The sequence below is a fragment of the Stenotrophomonas sp. YAU14D1_LEIMI4_1 genome, from assembly GCF_003086815.1.
GTDB lineage: Bacteria > Pseudomonadota > Gammaproteobacteria > Xanthomonadales > Xanthomonadaceae > Stenotrophomonas.
The window spans coordinates 2,994,945-3,009,581 of sequence record NZ_CP025997.1; the positions used below are offsets into that span (position 1 = coordinate 2,994,945).

13 protein-coding genes are annotated in these 14,637 nt (G+C 68.7%); 10 read left to right on the forward strand and 3 right to left on the reverse strand.

Annotated features, from left to right (window positions below):
- Nucleotides 1-2: 2 nt before the first annotated feature.
- Nucleotides 3-602, reverse strand: coding sequence for a DUF998 domain-containing protein (locus C1932_RS14000; RefSeq protein WP_108762573.1), 600 nt, complete (start codon nucleotides 600-602; stop codon nucleotides 3-5).
- 141 nt (nucleotides 603-743) lie between these two features.
- On the opposite strand from C1932_RS14000, the gene trxA reads away from it, so the two are divergent.
- The 3 genes from trxA (at nucleotide 744) to C1932_RS14015 (ending at nucleotide 5,023) form a co-directional block, all read left to right on the forward strand.
- Complete coding sequence (gene trxA / locus C1932_RS14005) at nucleotides 744-1,601, forward strand: thioredoxin (protein ID WP_108753758.1); 858 nt, start codon at nucleotides 744-746, stop codon at nucleotides 1,599-1,601.
- Between the two features lie 150 nt (nucleotides 1,602-1,751).
- Nucleotides 1,752-3,404, forward strand: a complete 1,653-nt coding sequence (locus C1932_RS14010) for a FecR domain-containing protein (RefSeq protein WP_234412149.1) — start codon at nucleotides 1,752-1,754, stop codon at nucleotides 3,402-3,404.
- Nucleotides 3,401-5,023, forward strand: a complete 1,623-nt coding sequence (locus C1932_RS14015) for a CHASE2 domain-containing protein (RefSeq protein ID WP_108762575.1) — start codon at nucleotides 3,401-3,403, stop codon at nucleotides 5,021-5,023. Before C1932_RS14010 ends, C1932_RS14015 begins: the two co-directional genes overlap by 4 nt.
- 208 nt (nucleotides 5,024-5,231) lie before the next feature.
- On the opposite strand, the gene C1932_RS14020 is transcribed toward C1932_RS14015, so the two are convergent.
- Entirely contained in the window at nucleotides 5,232-5,687 is a 456-nt protein-coding gene (locus C1932_RS14020; protein WP_108762576.1) for a transposase, read from the reverse strand.
- A 308-nt stretch (nucleotides 5,688-5,995) separates the two neighbouring features.
- Between C1932_RS14020 and C1932_RS14025 the strand changes: the two genes are divergently transcribed.
- On the forward strand, nucleotides 5,996-6,454 hold the full coding sequence (locus tag C1932_RS14025; protein ID WP_108762577.1) for a DUF4442 domain-containing protein: 459 nt from the start codon (nucleotides 5,996-5,998) through the stop codon (nucleotides 6,452-6,454).
- A gap of 22 nt (nucleotides 6,455-6,476) precedes the next feature.
- On the opposite strand, the gene C1932_RS14030 is transcribed toward C1932_RS14025, so the two are convergent.
- Entirely contained in the window at nucleotides 6,477-7,754 is a 1,278-nt protein-coding gene (locus C1932_RS14030) for a hypothetical protein (RefSeq protein ID WP_108762578.1), read from the reverse strand.
- 74 nt (nucleotides 7,755-7,828) lie between these two features.
- Here C1932_RS14030 and C1932_RS14035 point away from each other — a divergent pair, with 74 nt between their 5' ends.
- The 6 genes from C1932_RS14035 to metG all read left to right on the forward strand — a co-directional run bounded on the left by C1932_RS14035 (nucleotide 7,829) and on the right by metG (nucleotide 14,593).
- Complete coding sequence (locus tag C1932_RS14035; RefSeq protein ID WP_108750658.1) at nucleotides 7,829-8,512, forward strand: DUF502 domain-containing protein; 684 nt, start codon at nucleotides 7,829-7,831, stop codon at nucleotides 8,510-8,512.
- Nucleotides 8,509-9,306, forward strand: coding sequence for a queuosine precursor transporter (locus C1932_RS14040; RefSeq protein ID WP_108762579.1), 798 nt, complete (start codon nucleotides 8,509-8,511; stop codon nucleotides 9,304-9,306). The genes C1932_RS14035 and C1932_RS14040 overlap by 4 nt, the downstream gene beginning before the upstream one ends.
- A gap of 94 nt (nucleotides 9,307-9,400) precedes the next feature.
- The gene (locus tag C1932_RS14045; protein WP_108762580.1) at nucleotides 9,401-11,308 is read left to right on the forward strand and encodes a DUF885 family protein; all 1,908 of its coding nucleotides are present in this window, start codon (nucleotides 9,401-9,403) and stop codon (nucleotides 11,306-11,308) included.
- The gene (locus C1932_RS14050; protein ID WP_108762581.1) at nucleotides 11,305-11,706 is read left to right on the forward strand and encodes a VOC family protein; all 402 of its coding nucleotides are present in this window, start codon (nucleotides 11,305-11,307) and stop codon (nucleotides 11,704-11,706) included. The genes C1932_RS14045 and C1932_RS14050 overlap by 4 nt, the downstream gene beginning before the upstream one ends.
- A gap of 253 nt (nucleotides 11,707-11,959) precedes the next feature.
- On the forward strand, nucleotides 11,960-12,409 hold the full coding sequence (locus C1932_RS14055) for a DUF2147 domain-containing protein (protein WP_108762582.1): 450 nt from the start codon (nucleotides 11,960-11,962) through the stop codon (nucleotides 12,407-12,409).
- A 102-nt stretch (nucleotides 12,410-12,511) separates the two neighbouring features.
- Nucleotides 12,512-14,593: a methionine--tRNA ligase gene (gene metG, locus C1932_RS14060; protein WP_108762583.1), complete on the forward strand. Its 2,082-nt coding sequence runs from the start codon at nucleotides 12,512-12,514 to the stop codon at nucleotides 14,591-14,593.
- The last annotated feature ends 44 nt before the right edge of the window (nucleotides 14,594-14,637 follow it).

Sequence of the window (14,637 nt, forward strand, 5' to 3'; positions counted from 1 at the left end):
TCTCAGCGCCCCCGCGACAGGGGCAGCGCCAGCGCCAGCCAGACCGCCCAGCAGGCAAACGCCAGGCGCTGCGCGAACGGCGCCGGCAGCACCCCCTGCAGGCCCAAGGCGGCTACCGCGGCGGCGATGCCGACCACCAGCGCCAGCACGCCCGGCGCCCGTGCACCGGGGTCGCGCAGGCGGCCGGCCCCGAGCATGCAGGCGCCGGCCACGAACCCCAGCACCCAGACCATCCAGGCACTGGCATGCAACTGGCTGGCGCCGCCATGCAGATCGTCCAGGTCCAGCGGCAGCACGCCCATGGCCGCGAAGGCCAGACCGGCCAGCAGCAGCATCTGGCTGCCCACCCGGCCCGCCCAGCCTTCGGTGGCCGGCAGTCGCCGGCGCAGGCGCTCGGCCACCAGCATCGCCAGCATGCCCGGCGCCACGAAGCCCAGCAGGTTGAACGCCCAGGCATGCGGCACCCCGTGCGCGCCAAGCAGGGCAACCGGGTGCACCGCCTGCGCATAGCCGCCCAGGCCCGCACCGAAGCCGACCACCGCGGCAATGAACAGCAGTGCGGCGCACAGCCCCAGCCAACCATCAATCCGGACCCACGACATGGTGCCTACCCGTACGACAGAAGAAGCGCCCATTGTCGCGGCCGGCACGCGGGGCGCCAAGCCAAGACGTGAGGAAAGGGTTGAGACCGTCATCGATCGACACCATAGAATCGGTCTCCTGTTGCCGAACGATGTGCCCCCATGACCGAGACGACCTACGTATTCGACGCCACGACCGCGACCTTCGAGGCCGAAGTCCTGCAGAAGTCGCTGCAGACGCCGGTGCTGGTCGACTTCTGGGCCACCTGGTGCGGCCCGTGCAAGACCCTGGGGCCGATGCTGGAAAAGCTGGCCGCCGAGTACAACGGCGCCTTCGAGCTGGCCAAGGTGGACGTGGATGCCGAGCAGCAGATCGCCGCGGCCTTCCAGATCCGCTCGGTGCCCACTGTGTTCCTGGTCAAGGGCGGCCAGCTGGTGGACGGCTTCCCGGGTGCCATTCCGGAAGGCCAGCTGCGCGAATTCCTGGCCCAGCACGGCATCGTGCCGGCCGACGTGGGCGATACCAGCAGCGAAGAAGAGGCACCGCTGGACCCGCAGGGCCAAGTGGACGTGCTGCGCGCGCAGATCGCCGCCGAGCCGGACAAGGACGAACTGAAGCTGGACCTGGCGTTGGCCCTGCTGCAGATCGGCGGGGTGGACGAAGCAGGCAAGCTGATCGACGCCCTGCCGGCCAACCTGGCCACCGATGACCGCGCCGTGCGTGGCCGCGCCCGCCTGGCCTTCGCCACCGCACTGAAGGATGCACCGGCCGCCGATGCGCTGGACGCGCGCATTGCCGCCGATGGAAAGGACCTGCAGGCGCGCCATCTGCGCGGCGTGCAGCTGCTGCTGGGCGGCCACGACGAAGCGGCGCTGGAACAGTTCCTGGAAATGCTGCGCATCGACCGCAGCTATGACGACAACCTGCCGCGCCGCACGCTGATCGACGCCTTCAACGTCATCGCCGACGAGGACCTGGTGGGCCGCTACCGTCGCAAGATGGCGTCGCTGCTGTTCTGAGGCCGCTGTTTTCGTTCAGGATTCGAGTCACACGCCGGGCAATAATGTGATGCCGGCCGCACTTTTTCGCGACCGGCATCCATTCCGGGGGGAATAAGTCAGGGCCATGGGGTCTGCACGCTGGCCCCCGCATTGCCGGGACTGCATGCCGTGACCGTTGGGATCTCGTCTGTCGTTGTGCGCGTGTTCGCCGCGCTGCTTGCCGCCGCCACCCTGCTGCCCGCCAGCGCAGCCGCGCAGGATTGGACCTACCGGGTGCGCCCCGGTGACACCCTGTGGGACCTGGGCGGCGTGTACCTGAAACCCAGCGTGCCCTGGCAGCAGTTGCAGCAGCACAACCGCATCGACAACCCCTACCGCCTGCCCCCGGGCCAGCCGCTGCGCTTCCCGATCGGCTGGCTGCGGGTGGAACCGGCGCCGGCGCGGGTACTGGCCGTGCGCGGCCCGGTGCAGCTGGCCGCCGGCACTGGCGCCGCCACCCGCGCACTGCAGGCCGGTGAGAGCCTGCATATCGGCGATGTGGTGCAGACCGGCGCCGATGCCAGCCTGACCCTGGAATTCGCCGATGCCTCGCGCCTGCAGCTGCGCGAGCATTCGCGGCTGCGCCTGGACCAACTCAGCCGCTACGGCCGTACCGGCATGGTCGACACCCGCATGCGCCTGCAGCAGGGCCGTGCCAGCAACCGCGTCACCCCCGCACGCGGCCCGGCATCGCGCTACATCATCGATGCCCCCACCGCGACCAGCAGCGTGCGCGGCACCGTGTTCCGGGTCAGCGCCGGCCAGGCCGGACAGCCGGCCGCCACCGAAGTGCTGGAAGGCAAGGTGCAGGTCGGCAATCAGCGCGGCCAGCTACTGGTACGCCCCGGCCAGGCCAGCATGGCGCCGGATCTGGATGCGGCCCCGATGGCGGCAGCGGCACTGCTGCCCGCCCCGTCCCTGGCGGCAGATGCGTTGCAGCGCCCCGGCCTGCCGCTGCAGCTGCACTGGCAGCCGGTGGACGGCGCCGACCACTACCGCATTGAAGTGGTGCAGGCGGCGATGGCCGAGATTCTACTGTTCGCCACGACCACGACCGACACGCGGCTGACCATTGCCGCGCTGCCGCCCGGCCAGCACCGCCTGCTGCTGCGCGCCGTCGATGCGCAGGGTGTGGAAGGCCTGGACGCCAGCGCCGATTTCAGCCTGGACGACCAGCCGCCACCGCCGCTGACGGTCGCGCCGCTGCACGGACAGGACGTCAACAGCGACCGCCCGCGATTCCGCTGGACCCGGGCCCCGGGCGCGCAGGCCAGCGTGCTGCAGATCGCCAGTGAACCGCAGTTCCTGTCGCCCCTGCAGGAGCAGGCCACCACCGGCACCGATCTGCGCCTGCGCCAGCCGCTGCCACCGGGCCAGTATTTCTGGCGCGTGGCCTCGCGCGACGGCCAGGGCCGGCAAGGGCCATACGGGGACGCGCTGCCCCTGCAGCTGACCGACCTGCCGGTGGACCCGGCCCTGCAACCGCCGGAAGCGGACGGCAAGGTGCTGACCCTGCGCTGGCAACCGGGCAGCGCGGGCCAGACCTACCGCGTGCAGGTTTCCCGCAACGGCGCATTCGAGGCACCATGGCTGGACCAGACCGTCGAGCAGCCCCAGGTGAGTTTCAAGCGCCCTTGGCACGGCACCCTGCACGTGCGCGTGCAGTACATCGATGATGACGGCCACGCCGGCCCGTTCTCGCCCGCGCAGCAGGTCAGCCTGCCGTGCCGGCTGTGCTACGCCGCCGGCGGCGGTGCCGCCCTGCTCTGGTTGCTGCTGTGAGGCGCTCGCCGCTGCCCTGGTCGCGGCGGCTGATGCTGGCCGTGCTGGCCTTCGTGGCCACTGCCGTGGCCAGCCACGGGCAGTGGCTGTGGCGGCAGGATGAAGCGGCCTACGACCTGATGGTCGGCGACTGGACCTATCGGCCCGACCCCAGCGTGCTGGTGGTGGCCATCGACGAGGACAGTCTGGCGCGCATCGGCCAATGGCCGTGGCCGCGTTCGGTGCACGCGCGCCTGTTGGACCGTCTGACCGATGCCGGTGCCGAACGCGTGGCGCTGGACCTGATGCTGACCGAGCCCGACCGCCGCGACAGTCGCCAGGATGCCGAGCTGGCCGCCGCCATCCGCCGCAATGGTCGCGTGGTGCTGCCGGTGCTGGCGGCACCCGCCGCCGGCGACCGCATGGCCGAAGAGCTGCTGCCCATTCCGCTCATTGCCGACAGCGCTGCAGCGCTGGGCCATAGCGACGTGGAAGTGGATGGCGACGGCGTGGCCCGCGGGGTGTACCTGCATGCCGGCATCGGCCAGCCGCATTGGCCGGCGCTGGGGCTGGCCTTGGCCGACCTGCCGGTGCATGCCGCGCGCGGGCTGCCCGACCCCGATCCTGCGCTGGAATCGCCGTACCAGTGGCGTCGCGATGACTACGTGCGTGTGCGCTACGCCGGCCCGCCGGAGCAGTTGCCGCAGGTGTCCTATGCCGATGTACTGGACGGCCAGGTGGATGCCGCCCTGCTGCGCGACCGCCGCATCGTGGTCGGCATGACCGCCAGTGGCATTGCCCCGCGGCTGCTGACCCCGACCACGCGCGAGTACTGGATGAGCGGCAGCGAATACCAGGCCAACATTGCCTCGATGCTGCTGCAGGGCAAGCAGATCCAGGTGGTTCCGCCGCTGCTGCAGGACCTGCTGGCCGGTCTGCTGGCCGCGCTGTGCGTACTGCTGCTGGGCCTGCGCCTGCCCTGGCTGGCCGCCCTGTGTTCGCTGCCGATGGGCCTGGCCACCAGCTGGCTGCTGCTGCGCACGACCAGCCTGTGGTGGGCCCCGGCCGCAGCCACCTTCGGCATTCTGATGGTGCTGCTGGTATGGGCAGTCTGGCGCATTTCCGCGTGGCACCGACAGGCCAACCGCGATGCCCTGACCGGGCTGGGCAACCGCCTGCGTTTCGAACAATCGCTTCAACAGGAATGCGACGCCGCACGGCGCAGCGGGAAGCCACTAAGCCTGGTGCTGATCGACGTGGATCATTTCAAGCGGCACAACGACCGCCACGGCCACCAGCTGGGCGACCGCGTACTGCGCGACGTGGCCGCGCTGATCGCCGCCCATGCGCGACGCCCGCGCGACATGGCCGCGCGTTACGGCGGCGACGAATTCGCGATGGTGCTGCCGGACACGCCAACCAGCGGCGCACGCCAGGTGATCGAAGACCTGATTGCCGACGTACGCGCCCTGCCCGCGCCGGCAGCGGGCGACGACAGCCGCATCACCCTCACCATCGGCGTCTATACGCGGGTACCGGACAGCCAGCTGCACCCGCACCATTTCGTCGAAGGCGCCGACGCCGCCCTGTACCGCGCCAAGGCCAACGGCCGCGACGGCTACGCCATGGACGGCGCCTGACCCCAACCCCGCCCGGCGCTCGTAGCGTCGAGCTTGCTCGACTGCCCTGCGCGCCTGCCCCGTAGAGTCGAGCTTGCTCGATTGCTCTGCGCGTCACGCCCGTAGAGTCGAGCTTGCTCGACTGCTCTGCGCGTCACGCCCGTAGAGTCGAGCTTGCTCGACTGCTCTTTGCGCGATGTAGGCGAAAAGCAGTCGAGCAAGCTCGACTCTACGAAAGCGGCCAGCGGCACCACGCGTGGGGGTAATGCCCCAGCGCGCTTGCCAGCCCCGCCCGGACCGGATTGCCCATGACATACATGGCCTGCTGGCGTACATCGCGCTCGTTCCGGATCCAATGCTCGTAGTAGCCACGCTGCCACACCGCTGTGCCGCTCCCGGCAGTATGCGCATTGAGCGTAATCGCAGCGCGTGACTTCAGCGACTGCACACAACGCCCCAATGTGCCGCTCCGCAACTGGATGACCCAATGGAAGTGGTCAGGCATGATCACCCAGGCACAGGAGCGCGTCAGCCCCAGCCGGTCGCTGTTTTGCAATGCCTCTTCCAGCAAGGCCGCGCAGGCAGGATCTGCGAACAGGCGCCGCCGCCCCGCCACTACGCTGGTGATGACATAGAACTGACCGATGGCGGAGCTGCGATGTCGCAGGAGTGCTTGGCTGGGCATGACCCAGCTTGACCGGGGTGCCGAGCTGTTGATGTCGGGCGATCCTGATTCTGCCGTCCGTAGAGCCGAGCTTGCTCGACTGACTTTTCCCGACAGGGAATGCAAAGCCGTCGAGCAAGCTCGACGCTACCAGAGCAAGGTCAAATGCAAAGCCGTCGAGCAAGCTCGACGCTACCGAAGTTGTTCATATGCCTCAGCCGTGGAGTACGCGCAGCGAATGACCATCCGGCCCGACCAGCCATGCCCGGGGTTCAACATACGGTGGCGAATGGTTAGACTCGAGGCCTCGCCCCCTGCCCCGCACCCGCATGAAAGCCAGCACCTTCCGTCTCGGCATCAACCTGTGGCCGCCGTTCCTGTTCACCGGCATCCATGTCACCCGCATCACCGCCGACTACCGGCAGATCGACGTCGAGCTGCGCATGCGCCCGTGGAACCGCAACTACGTGGGCACCCACTTCGGCGGCAGCCTGTTCGCCATGACCGACCCGTTCTGGATGCTGGGCCTGCTGCATACGCTGGGGCGCGACTACTACGTCTGGGACCGCGCCGGTGCCATCGAATTCCTCAAGCCCGGCCGTGGCACCGTGCGCACCCACTTCCACATAAATGACGCGGTGCTGGACGAACTGCGCGCCGAGGCGGCCGGCGGCGAGAAGGTGCTTCGCTGGTTCAGCAACGACGTGGTCGATGCATCGGGCGAGGTCGTCGCGCGCGTGCGCAAGCAGGTCTACGTGCGCCTGAAGCCGCAGGCACGCGGCGGCTGAAACAGCAACGCCTCGCCTGCGACTACAGCGGCACCGACAGCATGGTCGTCAGCTCGCCGGTCGCATCGCGCTGGCGGCGCGCCACCTGCAGGTGGTGGCCATCGGCCGACAGCGTGGGCACCCGGCTAGGCGAACGCCATTGCGCCGGCAGCCGTGCCAGCGCCTGCGCCGGGGCATCGGGCTGCTGCCGCAGCCATCGCTGGGCCCCCAGCAGGCGCACCAGCGCCGCGCTGTCCTGGCTGCGCGCGGCGTAATCCTGGTACGCCGGGCCGCTGATGCTGGCCAGCGTGCAGCCGATCCAATTGGCCACGCAGCGGACGTCCCACGGCTGTTCCCAGCTGCGCTGCGCCGGCGCGTCTTCGGTCAGCCTGCGTTCGGCAGCAGCACCGCAGGCCCAGGCGAAGTTCTGCGCGATGCGCGCGCGGGTCTGGCTGCGGTCCAGCATCAGCACGTTGGCGCCCTGCCGCAGCGACGCATCGATCGCCCGTTCGTTCAGTGCGAACTCGCCCTGCATCGCGCGGCACAGGCTCTGTTCGCCGTTCGCCAGGGGCTGCAGCGCCGTTTCGCAGACCGCTGGCAGCGCGTGGTCAGCCGGCAGTTCCACCAGCATGTCGGCCAGCAACTGCGCGTTCACCTGCACGCTCGCGGCGCCGATCATGCTGTCCAGCAGCGTGCCGCCACGGTGCATCAGGCGCCTGCCCAGCTGCAGGGAACGGCAACTACCGGCGAGCGCTGCCGCCGTATCGCCCTGCACGAAGGCCAGCGCGTGTGCGCTGGTGCCCTCCATCAGCAGCTGATAGCGCGGCACCGGCATCATCAACGGGTCACCCAACCCCAGAAACGGTGAATCGAAACGATCGAAGTCGTCCAGCTGTTGTTGCCGCGCATGCAGGCCGCCATGGCCGGCATGGGCGTCGATGAAGCGCTGCGGATCAGCACGCACGCGTGCCAGGCAATCCGGTATGCGGGACCCACAGGTAACTCCCACCTGCGCCTTCACCTGCGGCTGGGTGCCTTCCAGCAGGGAGTCGGTCATGCCCTGCACCGGCCCGGCTCGCCACCGCTCCACGTCCTTCAAGAGGGCCCGCTCGCGCTGCGCCGCATCCAGATCGTCGAACGGCAGCGTCCACAGCAGGGCAAAGCCGTTGCGCCCGGGCAGGGGCTGCACATCTTCCAGCAGGCGCACCTGCGCGCGCTGCTCGGCCGACAGTGGCCAGAACCGCGCCGCCAGCCACACCGCCACCAGCAGCCCCAGCAGGGCCAGCAGGCTCCAACCGATTCCACGCAGAATCCTCAACACAGCATCCCTGCCCTGTAGCCCGCCGTCGTGATCGGGCAGCGTAATCGACAGCCCGCGACCGCTACAATGCGCGCATGTCGCTCGAAGCCCCCGCCCTGGTTCCCCGCCCCTCCCTGCAGCGCCTGTTCCTGACCGGCCTGCTGACCCTGTTGCCGATCTGGCTGACCTGGGTCGTGGTGAAGTTCGTGTTCGTGCTGCTGTCGGGCATTTCCAGCCCGCTGGTGGTGCCGCTGTCCGAACAGATCGCCACCAACTTTCCGCACTACCTGGGCTGGGTACGCGCCGAATGGATCCAGAACACCATCGCCCTGCTGGCCACCCTGCTGGTGATCCTGGCGGTGGGCGTGGCCAGCCGGCGCGTGGTCGGCCAGCGCCTGCTGCGCTGGGTGGGCGCGGTGATCAAGCGCATTCCGCTGGCCAGCATCATCTACGACAGTGCCAAGAAGCTGCTGGACATGCTGCAGACCGAACCGGGCAGCACCCAGCGCGTGGTGCTGATCGACTTCCCGCACCGTGACATGAAATCGGTCGGCCTGGTCACCCGGGTCATCAAGGAACAGGGCAGCGACCGTGAACTGGCCGCGGTATACGTGCCGACCACGCCGAACCCGACCTCGGGCTACCTGGAAATCGTGCCGGTGGAACTGCTGACCCCGACCGACTGGACCGTGGACCAGGCGATGAGCTTCATCATCTCCGGCGGTGCGGTGGCCCCGGCCAGCGTGCCGTTCACCCGCGCCGGCGAACGCGCCGAGTGAGCGAGCCGGCGCAGCCCACGCCGCATGCGCGGCCACTGCAGGACCGCGCGGTCCTGCTGTTCATCGTGCTGGCCACGTTCTTCTGCGGCAACGCGGTGCTGGCCGAACTGATCGGGGTGAAGATCTTCGCGCTGGAAGACACGCTGGGCATCAACCCGCTGAACTGGAACCTGTTCGGCCAGACCGGCTCGCTCAGTTTCACCGCCGGTACGCTGCTGTGGCCGGTGGTGTTCATCATGACCGACACCATCAACGAGTTCTTCGGCAAGCGCGGCGTGCGCTTCATCTCGTGGCTGGCGGTGGTGCTGATCGCCTACGGCTTCCTGTTTGCCTTTGTCGCCATCTCGCTGGCCCCGGCCAGCTGGTGGGTCACCTCGATGAACGCCCACGGCGTGCCGGACTACCAGGCCGCCTTCGCGGCGGTGTTCGGCCAGGGCATGTGGACCATTGCCGGCTCGCTGGTGGCCTTCCTGGTTGGCCAGCTGATCGACGTGGCCGTGTTCCACCGCATCCGCCAGGCCACCGGCGAACGCCATGTGTGGCTGCGCGCCACCGGCTCCACGGCGGTATCGCAGCTGGTGGACAGCTTCGTGGTCATCTGGATCGCCTTCGTGCTGGGCCCGCAGCACTGGCCCACGTCGTTGTTCCTGGCAGTCAGCAGCGTCAACTACGTCTACAAGATGGGCTTTGCGATCGCCCTCATTCCCCTGCTGTACCTGATGCGCCGCGCCATCACCCGCTACCTGGGGCCGCAGCGCGCGGCCGATCTGCGTGCCGCCGCCGCGGCTGACTGAATACCCAGCGCCGGCAAGCTGACTGCGGCTTCACGCTGGCCGTACGCGCGCGGATCGTGCAAGCTCCACGGTCTGTGTTCCACGGAAGCTCCTGATGCCGTATTCCCTCCGCGTCCTGGCCGCCGCCATCGCTGCGTTGTTCCTGTTCAGTGCCGTACCGTCGGCCGAAGCAGCGAAGAAGAAGGCCAGCCGCCCCGCCGCCGCGCAGAGCCGCCAGGCCGCCAAGCCCAAGGCCAAGCCGCGCGCCGCCCCGCGCCGCGCCGCGCCGCGCCCCACCGCCCCGGCTCGCGCCGTGCCGCGCGCCGTGCAGCTGGAGCGCCTGTACGACGAATACTGGGATGCCTCGATGCGGTTGAACCCGCTGCAGGCCACCTTCCAGGGCGAAACCCGCTACAACGACCAGCTGCCCAACATCCTGTCGGCTGCCTGGCGCCAGCAATCGCACGATTTCACCGTGGAATGGCTGGGCAAGGTGGAAAAGGTCGGCAGTGACGGCCTGCAGGGCCAGGACCTGCTGAGCTACCAGATCTTCGTGCGCGACGCACGCGCCACGCTGGACGCCGAACGCTACCCCAGCTGGATGATGCCGATCAGCCAGTACTACAACATCGGCAGCATCATGGCGATCCTCGGTGCCGGTGCCGGCGCCCAGCCCTTCAACACCGTGCAGGACTACGACACCTGGTCGCGCCGTTCGCTGGGCATTCCCCCGCTGTTCGACCAGGCCATCGACAACATGCGCCAGGGCATGAAGGCCGGCGTGGTGCAGCCGCGCGACCTGATGGAAAAGGTACTGCCGCAGCTGGATGCGGTGATCAAGCCGACCGCGGAGGAAAGCATCTTCTGGTCGCCCATCCGCACCATGCCCGACAGCATTGCCGCCGAAGACAAGGCGCGCATCAGCGCCGAATACAAGCGCATGATCGAACTGCGCATCATGCCGGCCTACCGCGCACTGCGTGGTTTCATCGCCACCGAATACCTGCCGGCCACCCGCGAAAGCACCGGCCTGGGCGCGCTGCCCGACGGCCAGGCCTGGTACGCCAACCTGATCGTGCAGACCACCGCCAGCGACCAGACCGCCGCGCAGCTGCATGCGCTGGGCGAACAGCGTGTGCAGGAACTGCAGGCGCAGATCGCCGCGGTGATGAAGGAAAACAAACTGCGTGGTTCGCAGGCCAAGCTGCTGAAGAGCATGCGCAATGATCGCCAGTTCCAGTACGTGAACGCCGACGACCTGCTGAACCGCTACCGCCAGGTGCAGCAGCAGGTGTCCACGCGCCTGCCGCAGGTGCTGGATACGCTGCCCAAGGCTGGGCTGGAGATCCGCCCGGTCGATCCGGAACGCGCCCTGGCTGCCGCAGCCGCCGCCTACCAGCCTTCGCCGGCCGGACAGCCGGGCGTGCTGTACGTGAACACCCGCGACCTGCCCAGCCGCAAGCGCTGGAGCGTGCCGGTGCAGTACCTGCACGAAGCCATTCCCGGCCACCACGTGCAGCTTGGCCTGCAGCAGGAGCTGGCCAAGCTGCCGCGCTTCCGCCGCCAGGGCGGCGATGTGGCCTTCATTGAAGGCTGGGGCCTGTATGCGGAAACCCTGGGCGATGAGCTGGGCGCCTACAGCGATCCCTACGACCGCATCGGCTACCTCTACTCGCGCCTGCTGCGCGCCACCCGCGTGGTGGCTGACACCGGCGTGCACGCGCAGGGCTGGAGCAAGCAGCAGGCAATCAGCTACCTGCAGAAGAATGCAGACCTGAGCGCCGACGATGCCAGCGCCGAAGTGGAGCGGATCATGGCCCAGCCCGGCCAGGCCCTGTCCAACGTGGCCGGCCTGACCACCATCGTCGCCCTGCGTGACAAGGCCCGCGCGCAGCAGGGCGCTGCGTTCGACCTGCGCCGCTTCCATGCCGAACTGCTGAAGGACGGCTCGATGCCGCTGGATGTATTGGGCCGCAAGATGGACCGCTGGATGGCCCAGCCCGCCGCAGCGGCCACGCCATGAGCGGGGCCGGCGCACTGCTGGGCATCCACCATGCGGCGCTGATCTGCAGCGACTACGCGCGCTCGAAGGAGTTCTACGTGCGCGTGCTGGGCCTGCGCGTGCTGGCGGAAAACCACCGCCCCGCACGCGATTCGTGGAAGCTGGACCTGGCCCTGCCCGACGGCGGGCAGCTGGAACTGTTCTCGTTCCCCGCACCGCCGCCGCGGCCCAGCCGGCCCGAAGCACAGGGCCTGCGCCACCTGGCCTTCCGGGTGGCCGCACTGGAACCGTTCATCCAGCGCCTGGCCGACCACGGCGTGGCCTGCGAACCGATCCGCGTGGACGAATACACCGGCGCCCGCTTCACCTTCTTCGCCGACCCCGACGGCCTGCCGCTGGAACTGTACGAAGTCGTCTGAGCCGGGGTCGGATCCCTTTCCGCAGGAAAGGGCTCTGACCCCATGCGCGCGATTCCCGATGGGGTCAGAGCCCGTTGCTCAGCAACGGGATCCGACCCCGTGCCGACCAAGGTCGACACCTACCCTTCGGCTTCCGCCTCTGCGGGTGCAGGGCGCAGCCCTGCAAAGCCCTCCCTCTTCCCCATACCCACCCGAATGGGTATACAGTCGCCCTGTACCGGCATCGTGCCGGAATGAACCCTGGGAGGGGACCATGCGCAAGACCTTCAAGACCCTGCTGCTGGCACTGCCGCTGTGCCTGGCCGCGCTTTCGGCGCAGGCCGCCGACAGTGCCGCCGGCCGCTGGAAGACCATCGACGACAAGACCGGCAAGGTGAAGTCGATCGTCGAGATCACCCAGGCCGCCAACGGCACGTTGTCTGGCAAGGTGGTCGACATCCTGCATTCGGACAAGGGCCCCAACCCGGTCTGCGATGGCTGCGAAGGCGCCAACAAGAACAAGCCGGTGAAGGGCATGACCATCCTGTGGAACCTGTCGCAGGACAAGGGCAGCCGCAGCAAGTGGTCCGGCGGCACCATCCTGGACCCGGCCAACGGCAAGACCTACAAGTCCAAGATCGAACTGCAGCCCGGCGGCGGCAAGCTGGACGTGTCCGGCTGCATCGCGTTCATCTGCCGCGCGCAGACCTGGGTGCGCGAGTAACCCGCCCCACCCCGCGCAGCACCCCGTGACCCGGCCCCGGCCGGGTCACGACGTTGCGGGCGTGCGATAATCTGCGGTTCCCCTCGGCTGCACCCCGCGACCATGACCCGTACCGCGCTCGTCACCACCGCCCTGCCCTACGCCAACGGCCCGCTGCACCTGGGCCATCTGGTCGGCTACATCCAGGCTGACATCTGGGTGCGCGCGCGGCGAATGAGCGGCGGTACCGCCTGGTTCGTCTGCGCCGACGACACCCATGGCACGCCGATCATGCTGGCCGCCGAGAAGGCCGGGGTTACCCCGGAAACCTTCATCGCCAACATCCAGGCCAGCCACGAACGTGACTTCGCCGCCTTCGGCGTGGCCTTCGACCACTACGATTCGACCAACTCGGCGGCCAACAAGGTGCTGACCGAACAGTTCTACCTGAAGCTGGAAGCGGCCGGCCACATCAGCCGTCGCTCGGTGGCGCAGTTCTACGACCCGGCCAAGGGCATGTTCCTGCCCGACCGCTACGTAAAGGGCATCTGCCCCAACTGCGGCAGCGCCGACCAGTACGGCGACAACTGCGAAGTGTGCGGCGCCACCTACGCGCCCACCGACCTGAAGGAACCGCGTTCGGTCATTTCCGGGGCCACCCCGGAGATGCGCGATTCGGAACACTTCTTCTTCGAGGTCGGCCACTTCGATGCGTTCCTGCGCGAATGGCTGGCCGGCGACGTCGCCCTGCCGGGCGTGAAGGCCAAGCTGGGTGAGTGGCTGAACGCCGAAGGCGGCCTGCGCGCGTGGGACATCTCGCGCGATGCGCCGTACTTCGGTTTCCAGATTCCCGGCCAGCCGGGCAAGTACTTCTACGTCTGGCTGGATGCGCCGATCGGCTACCTGTCCAGCTTCCAGACCCTGTGCGGCAAGCTGGGCGAAGACTTCGACGCGCACCTGCGCGCCGGCACCAGCACCGAACTGCACCACTTCATCGGCAAGGACATCGTCAACTTCCACGGCCTGTTCTGGCCGGCGGTGCTGCATGGCACCGGCCACCGCGCGCCCACCCGCCTACACGTGAACGGTTACCTGACCGTGGACGGCGCCAAGATGAGCAAGTCGCGCGGCACCTTCGTGATGGCACGTACCTTCCTGGACGCCGGCCTGGAACCGGAAGCGCTGCGCTATTACTACGCAGCCAAGACCAGCGGCGGCGTGGACGACCTGGACCTGAACCTGGGCGATTTCATTGCCCGCGTGAATGCCGATCTGGTCGGCAAGTTCGTCAACCTGGCCAGCCGCTGCGCCGGCTTCATCAGCAAGCGCTTCGACGGCCTGCTGGCCACCCAGCTGCCCGATGCGGCGCAGTACCAGCGTTTCGTCGATGGCCTGGCGCCGATCCGCGAAGCCTACGAGCGCAACGACCCGGCCGCGGCCATCCGCCTGACCATGGCCCTGGCCGACGAAGCCAACCGCTACATCGACGATGTGAAGCCCTGGGTGATCGCCAAGCAGGAAGGCGCCGACGCGCAGCTGCAGGCGGTCTGCAGCCAGGGCCTGAACCTGTTCCGCGTGCTGGTGACCGCACTGAAGCCGGTGCTGCCGACCACCGCCGCGCAGGCCGAAGCGTTCCTGGCCGCACCGGTCAACGACTGGACCGCGCTGGCACAGCCGCTGCTGGGCCACCGCATTGCCGACTACACCCCGCTGTTCACCCGTATTGACCCGAAGAAGATTGACGCCATGATCGACGCCTCCAAGGACACCCTGCAGCCGGCCGCCGCTGCCGCCCCCGCCGCCAAGCCCGACGCCGCCAAGCCGGCCGCCCCGGCCCCGGCCAAGGACGAAGCCAAGGGCGCCGACGCGCCGGCCTACATCGGCATCGACGATTTCGCCAAGCTCGACCTGCGCATCGGCAAGGTGCTGGTGTGCGAATTCGTGGAAGGCTCGGACAAGCTGCTGCGCTTCGAACTGGACGCCGGCGACCTGGGCAAGCGCCAGATCTTCTCCGGCATCCGCGCCAGCTACGGCGAACCGGAAGCGCTGGTCGGCCGCAACGTGGTGTTCATCGCCAACCTGGCCCCGCGCAAGATGCGCTTCGGCCTGAGCGAAGGCATGATCCTGTCGGCCGGTTTCGACGGCGGCGCGCTGGCACTGCTGGACGCCGACAGCGGCGCGCAGCCGGGCATGCCGGTCCGCTGATGCCCCCGGGCGCGGCCCACGCCGCGCCCGATCCGCACACCGCC

What these genes read in the sequence shown, in the direction of transcription:
- C1932_RS14050 (WP_108762581.1), top strand. Translation starts at nt 11,305, where the DNA reads ATGAGCGGGGCCGGCGCACTGCTGGGCATCCACCATGCGGCGCTGATC.
- C1932_RS14025 (WP_108762577.1), top strand. Translation starts at nt 5,996, where the DNA reads ATGAAAGCCAGCACCTTCCGTCTCGGCATCAACCTGTGGCCGCCGTTC.
- metG (WP_108762583.1), top strand. Translation starts at nt 12,512, where the DNA reads ATGACCCGTACCGCGCTCGTCACCACCGCCCTGCCCTACGCCAACGGC.
- C1932_RS14045 (WP_108762580.1), top strand. Translation starts at nt 9,401, where the DNA reads ATGCCGTATTCCCTCCGCGTCCTGGCCGCCGCCATCGCTGCGTTGTTC.
- C1932_RS14020 (WP_108762576.1), bottom strand. Translation starts at nt 5,687, where the DNA reads ATGCCCAGCCAAGCACTCCTGCGACATCGCAGCTCCGCCATCGGTCAG.
- C1932_RS14000 (WP_108762573.1), bottom strand. Translation starts at nt 602, where the DNA reads ATGTCGTGGGTCCGGATTGATGGTTGGCTGGGGCTGTGCGCCGCACTG.
- trxA (WP_108753758.1), top strand. Translation starts at nt 744, where the DNA reads ATGACCGAGACGACCTACGTATTCGACGCCACGACCGCGACCTTCGAG.
- C1932_RS14035 (WP_108750658.1), top strand. Translation starts at nt 7,829, where the DNA reads ATGTCGCTCGAAGCCCCCGCCCTGGTTCCCCGCCCCTCCCTGCAGCGC.
- C1932_RS14055 (WP_108762582.1), top strand. Translation starts at nt 11,960, where the DNA reads ATGCGCAAGACCTTCAAGACCCTGCTGCTGGCACTGCCGCTGTGCCTG.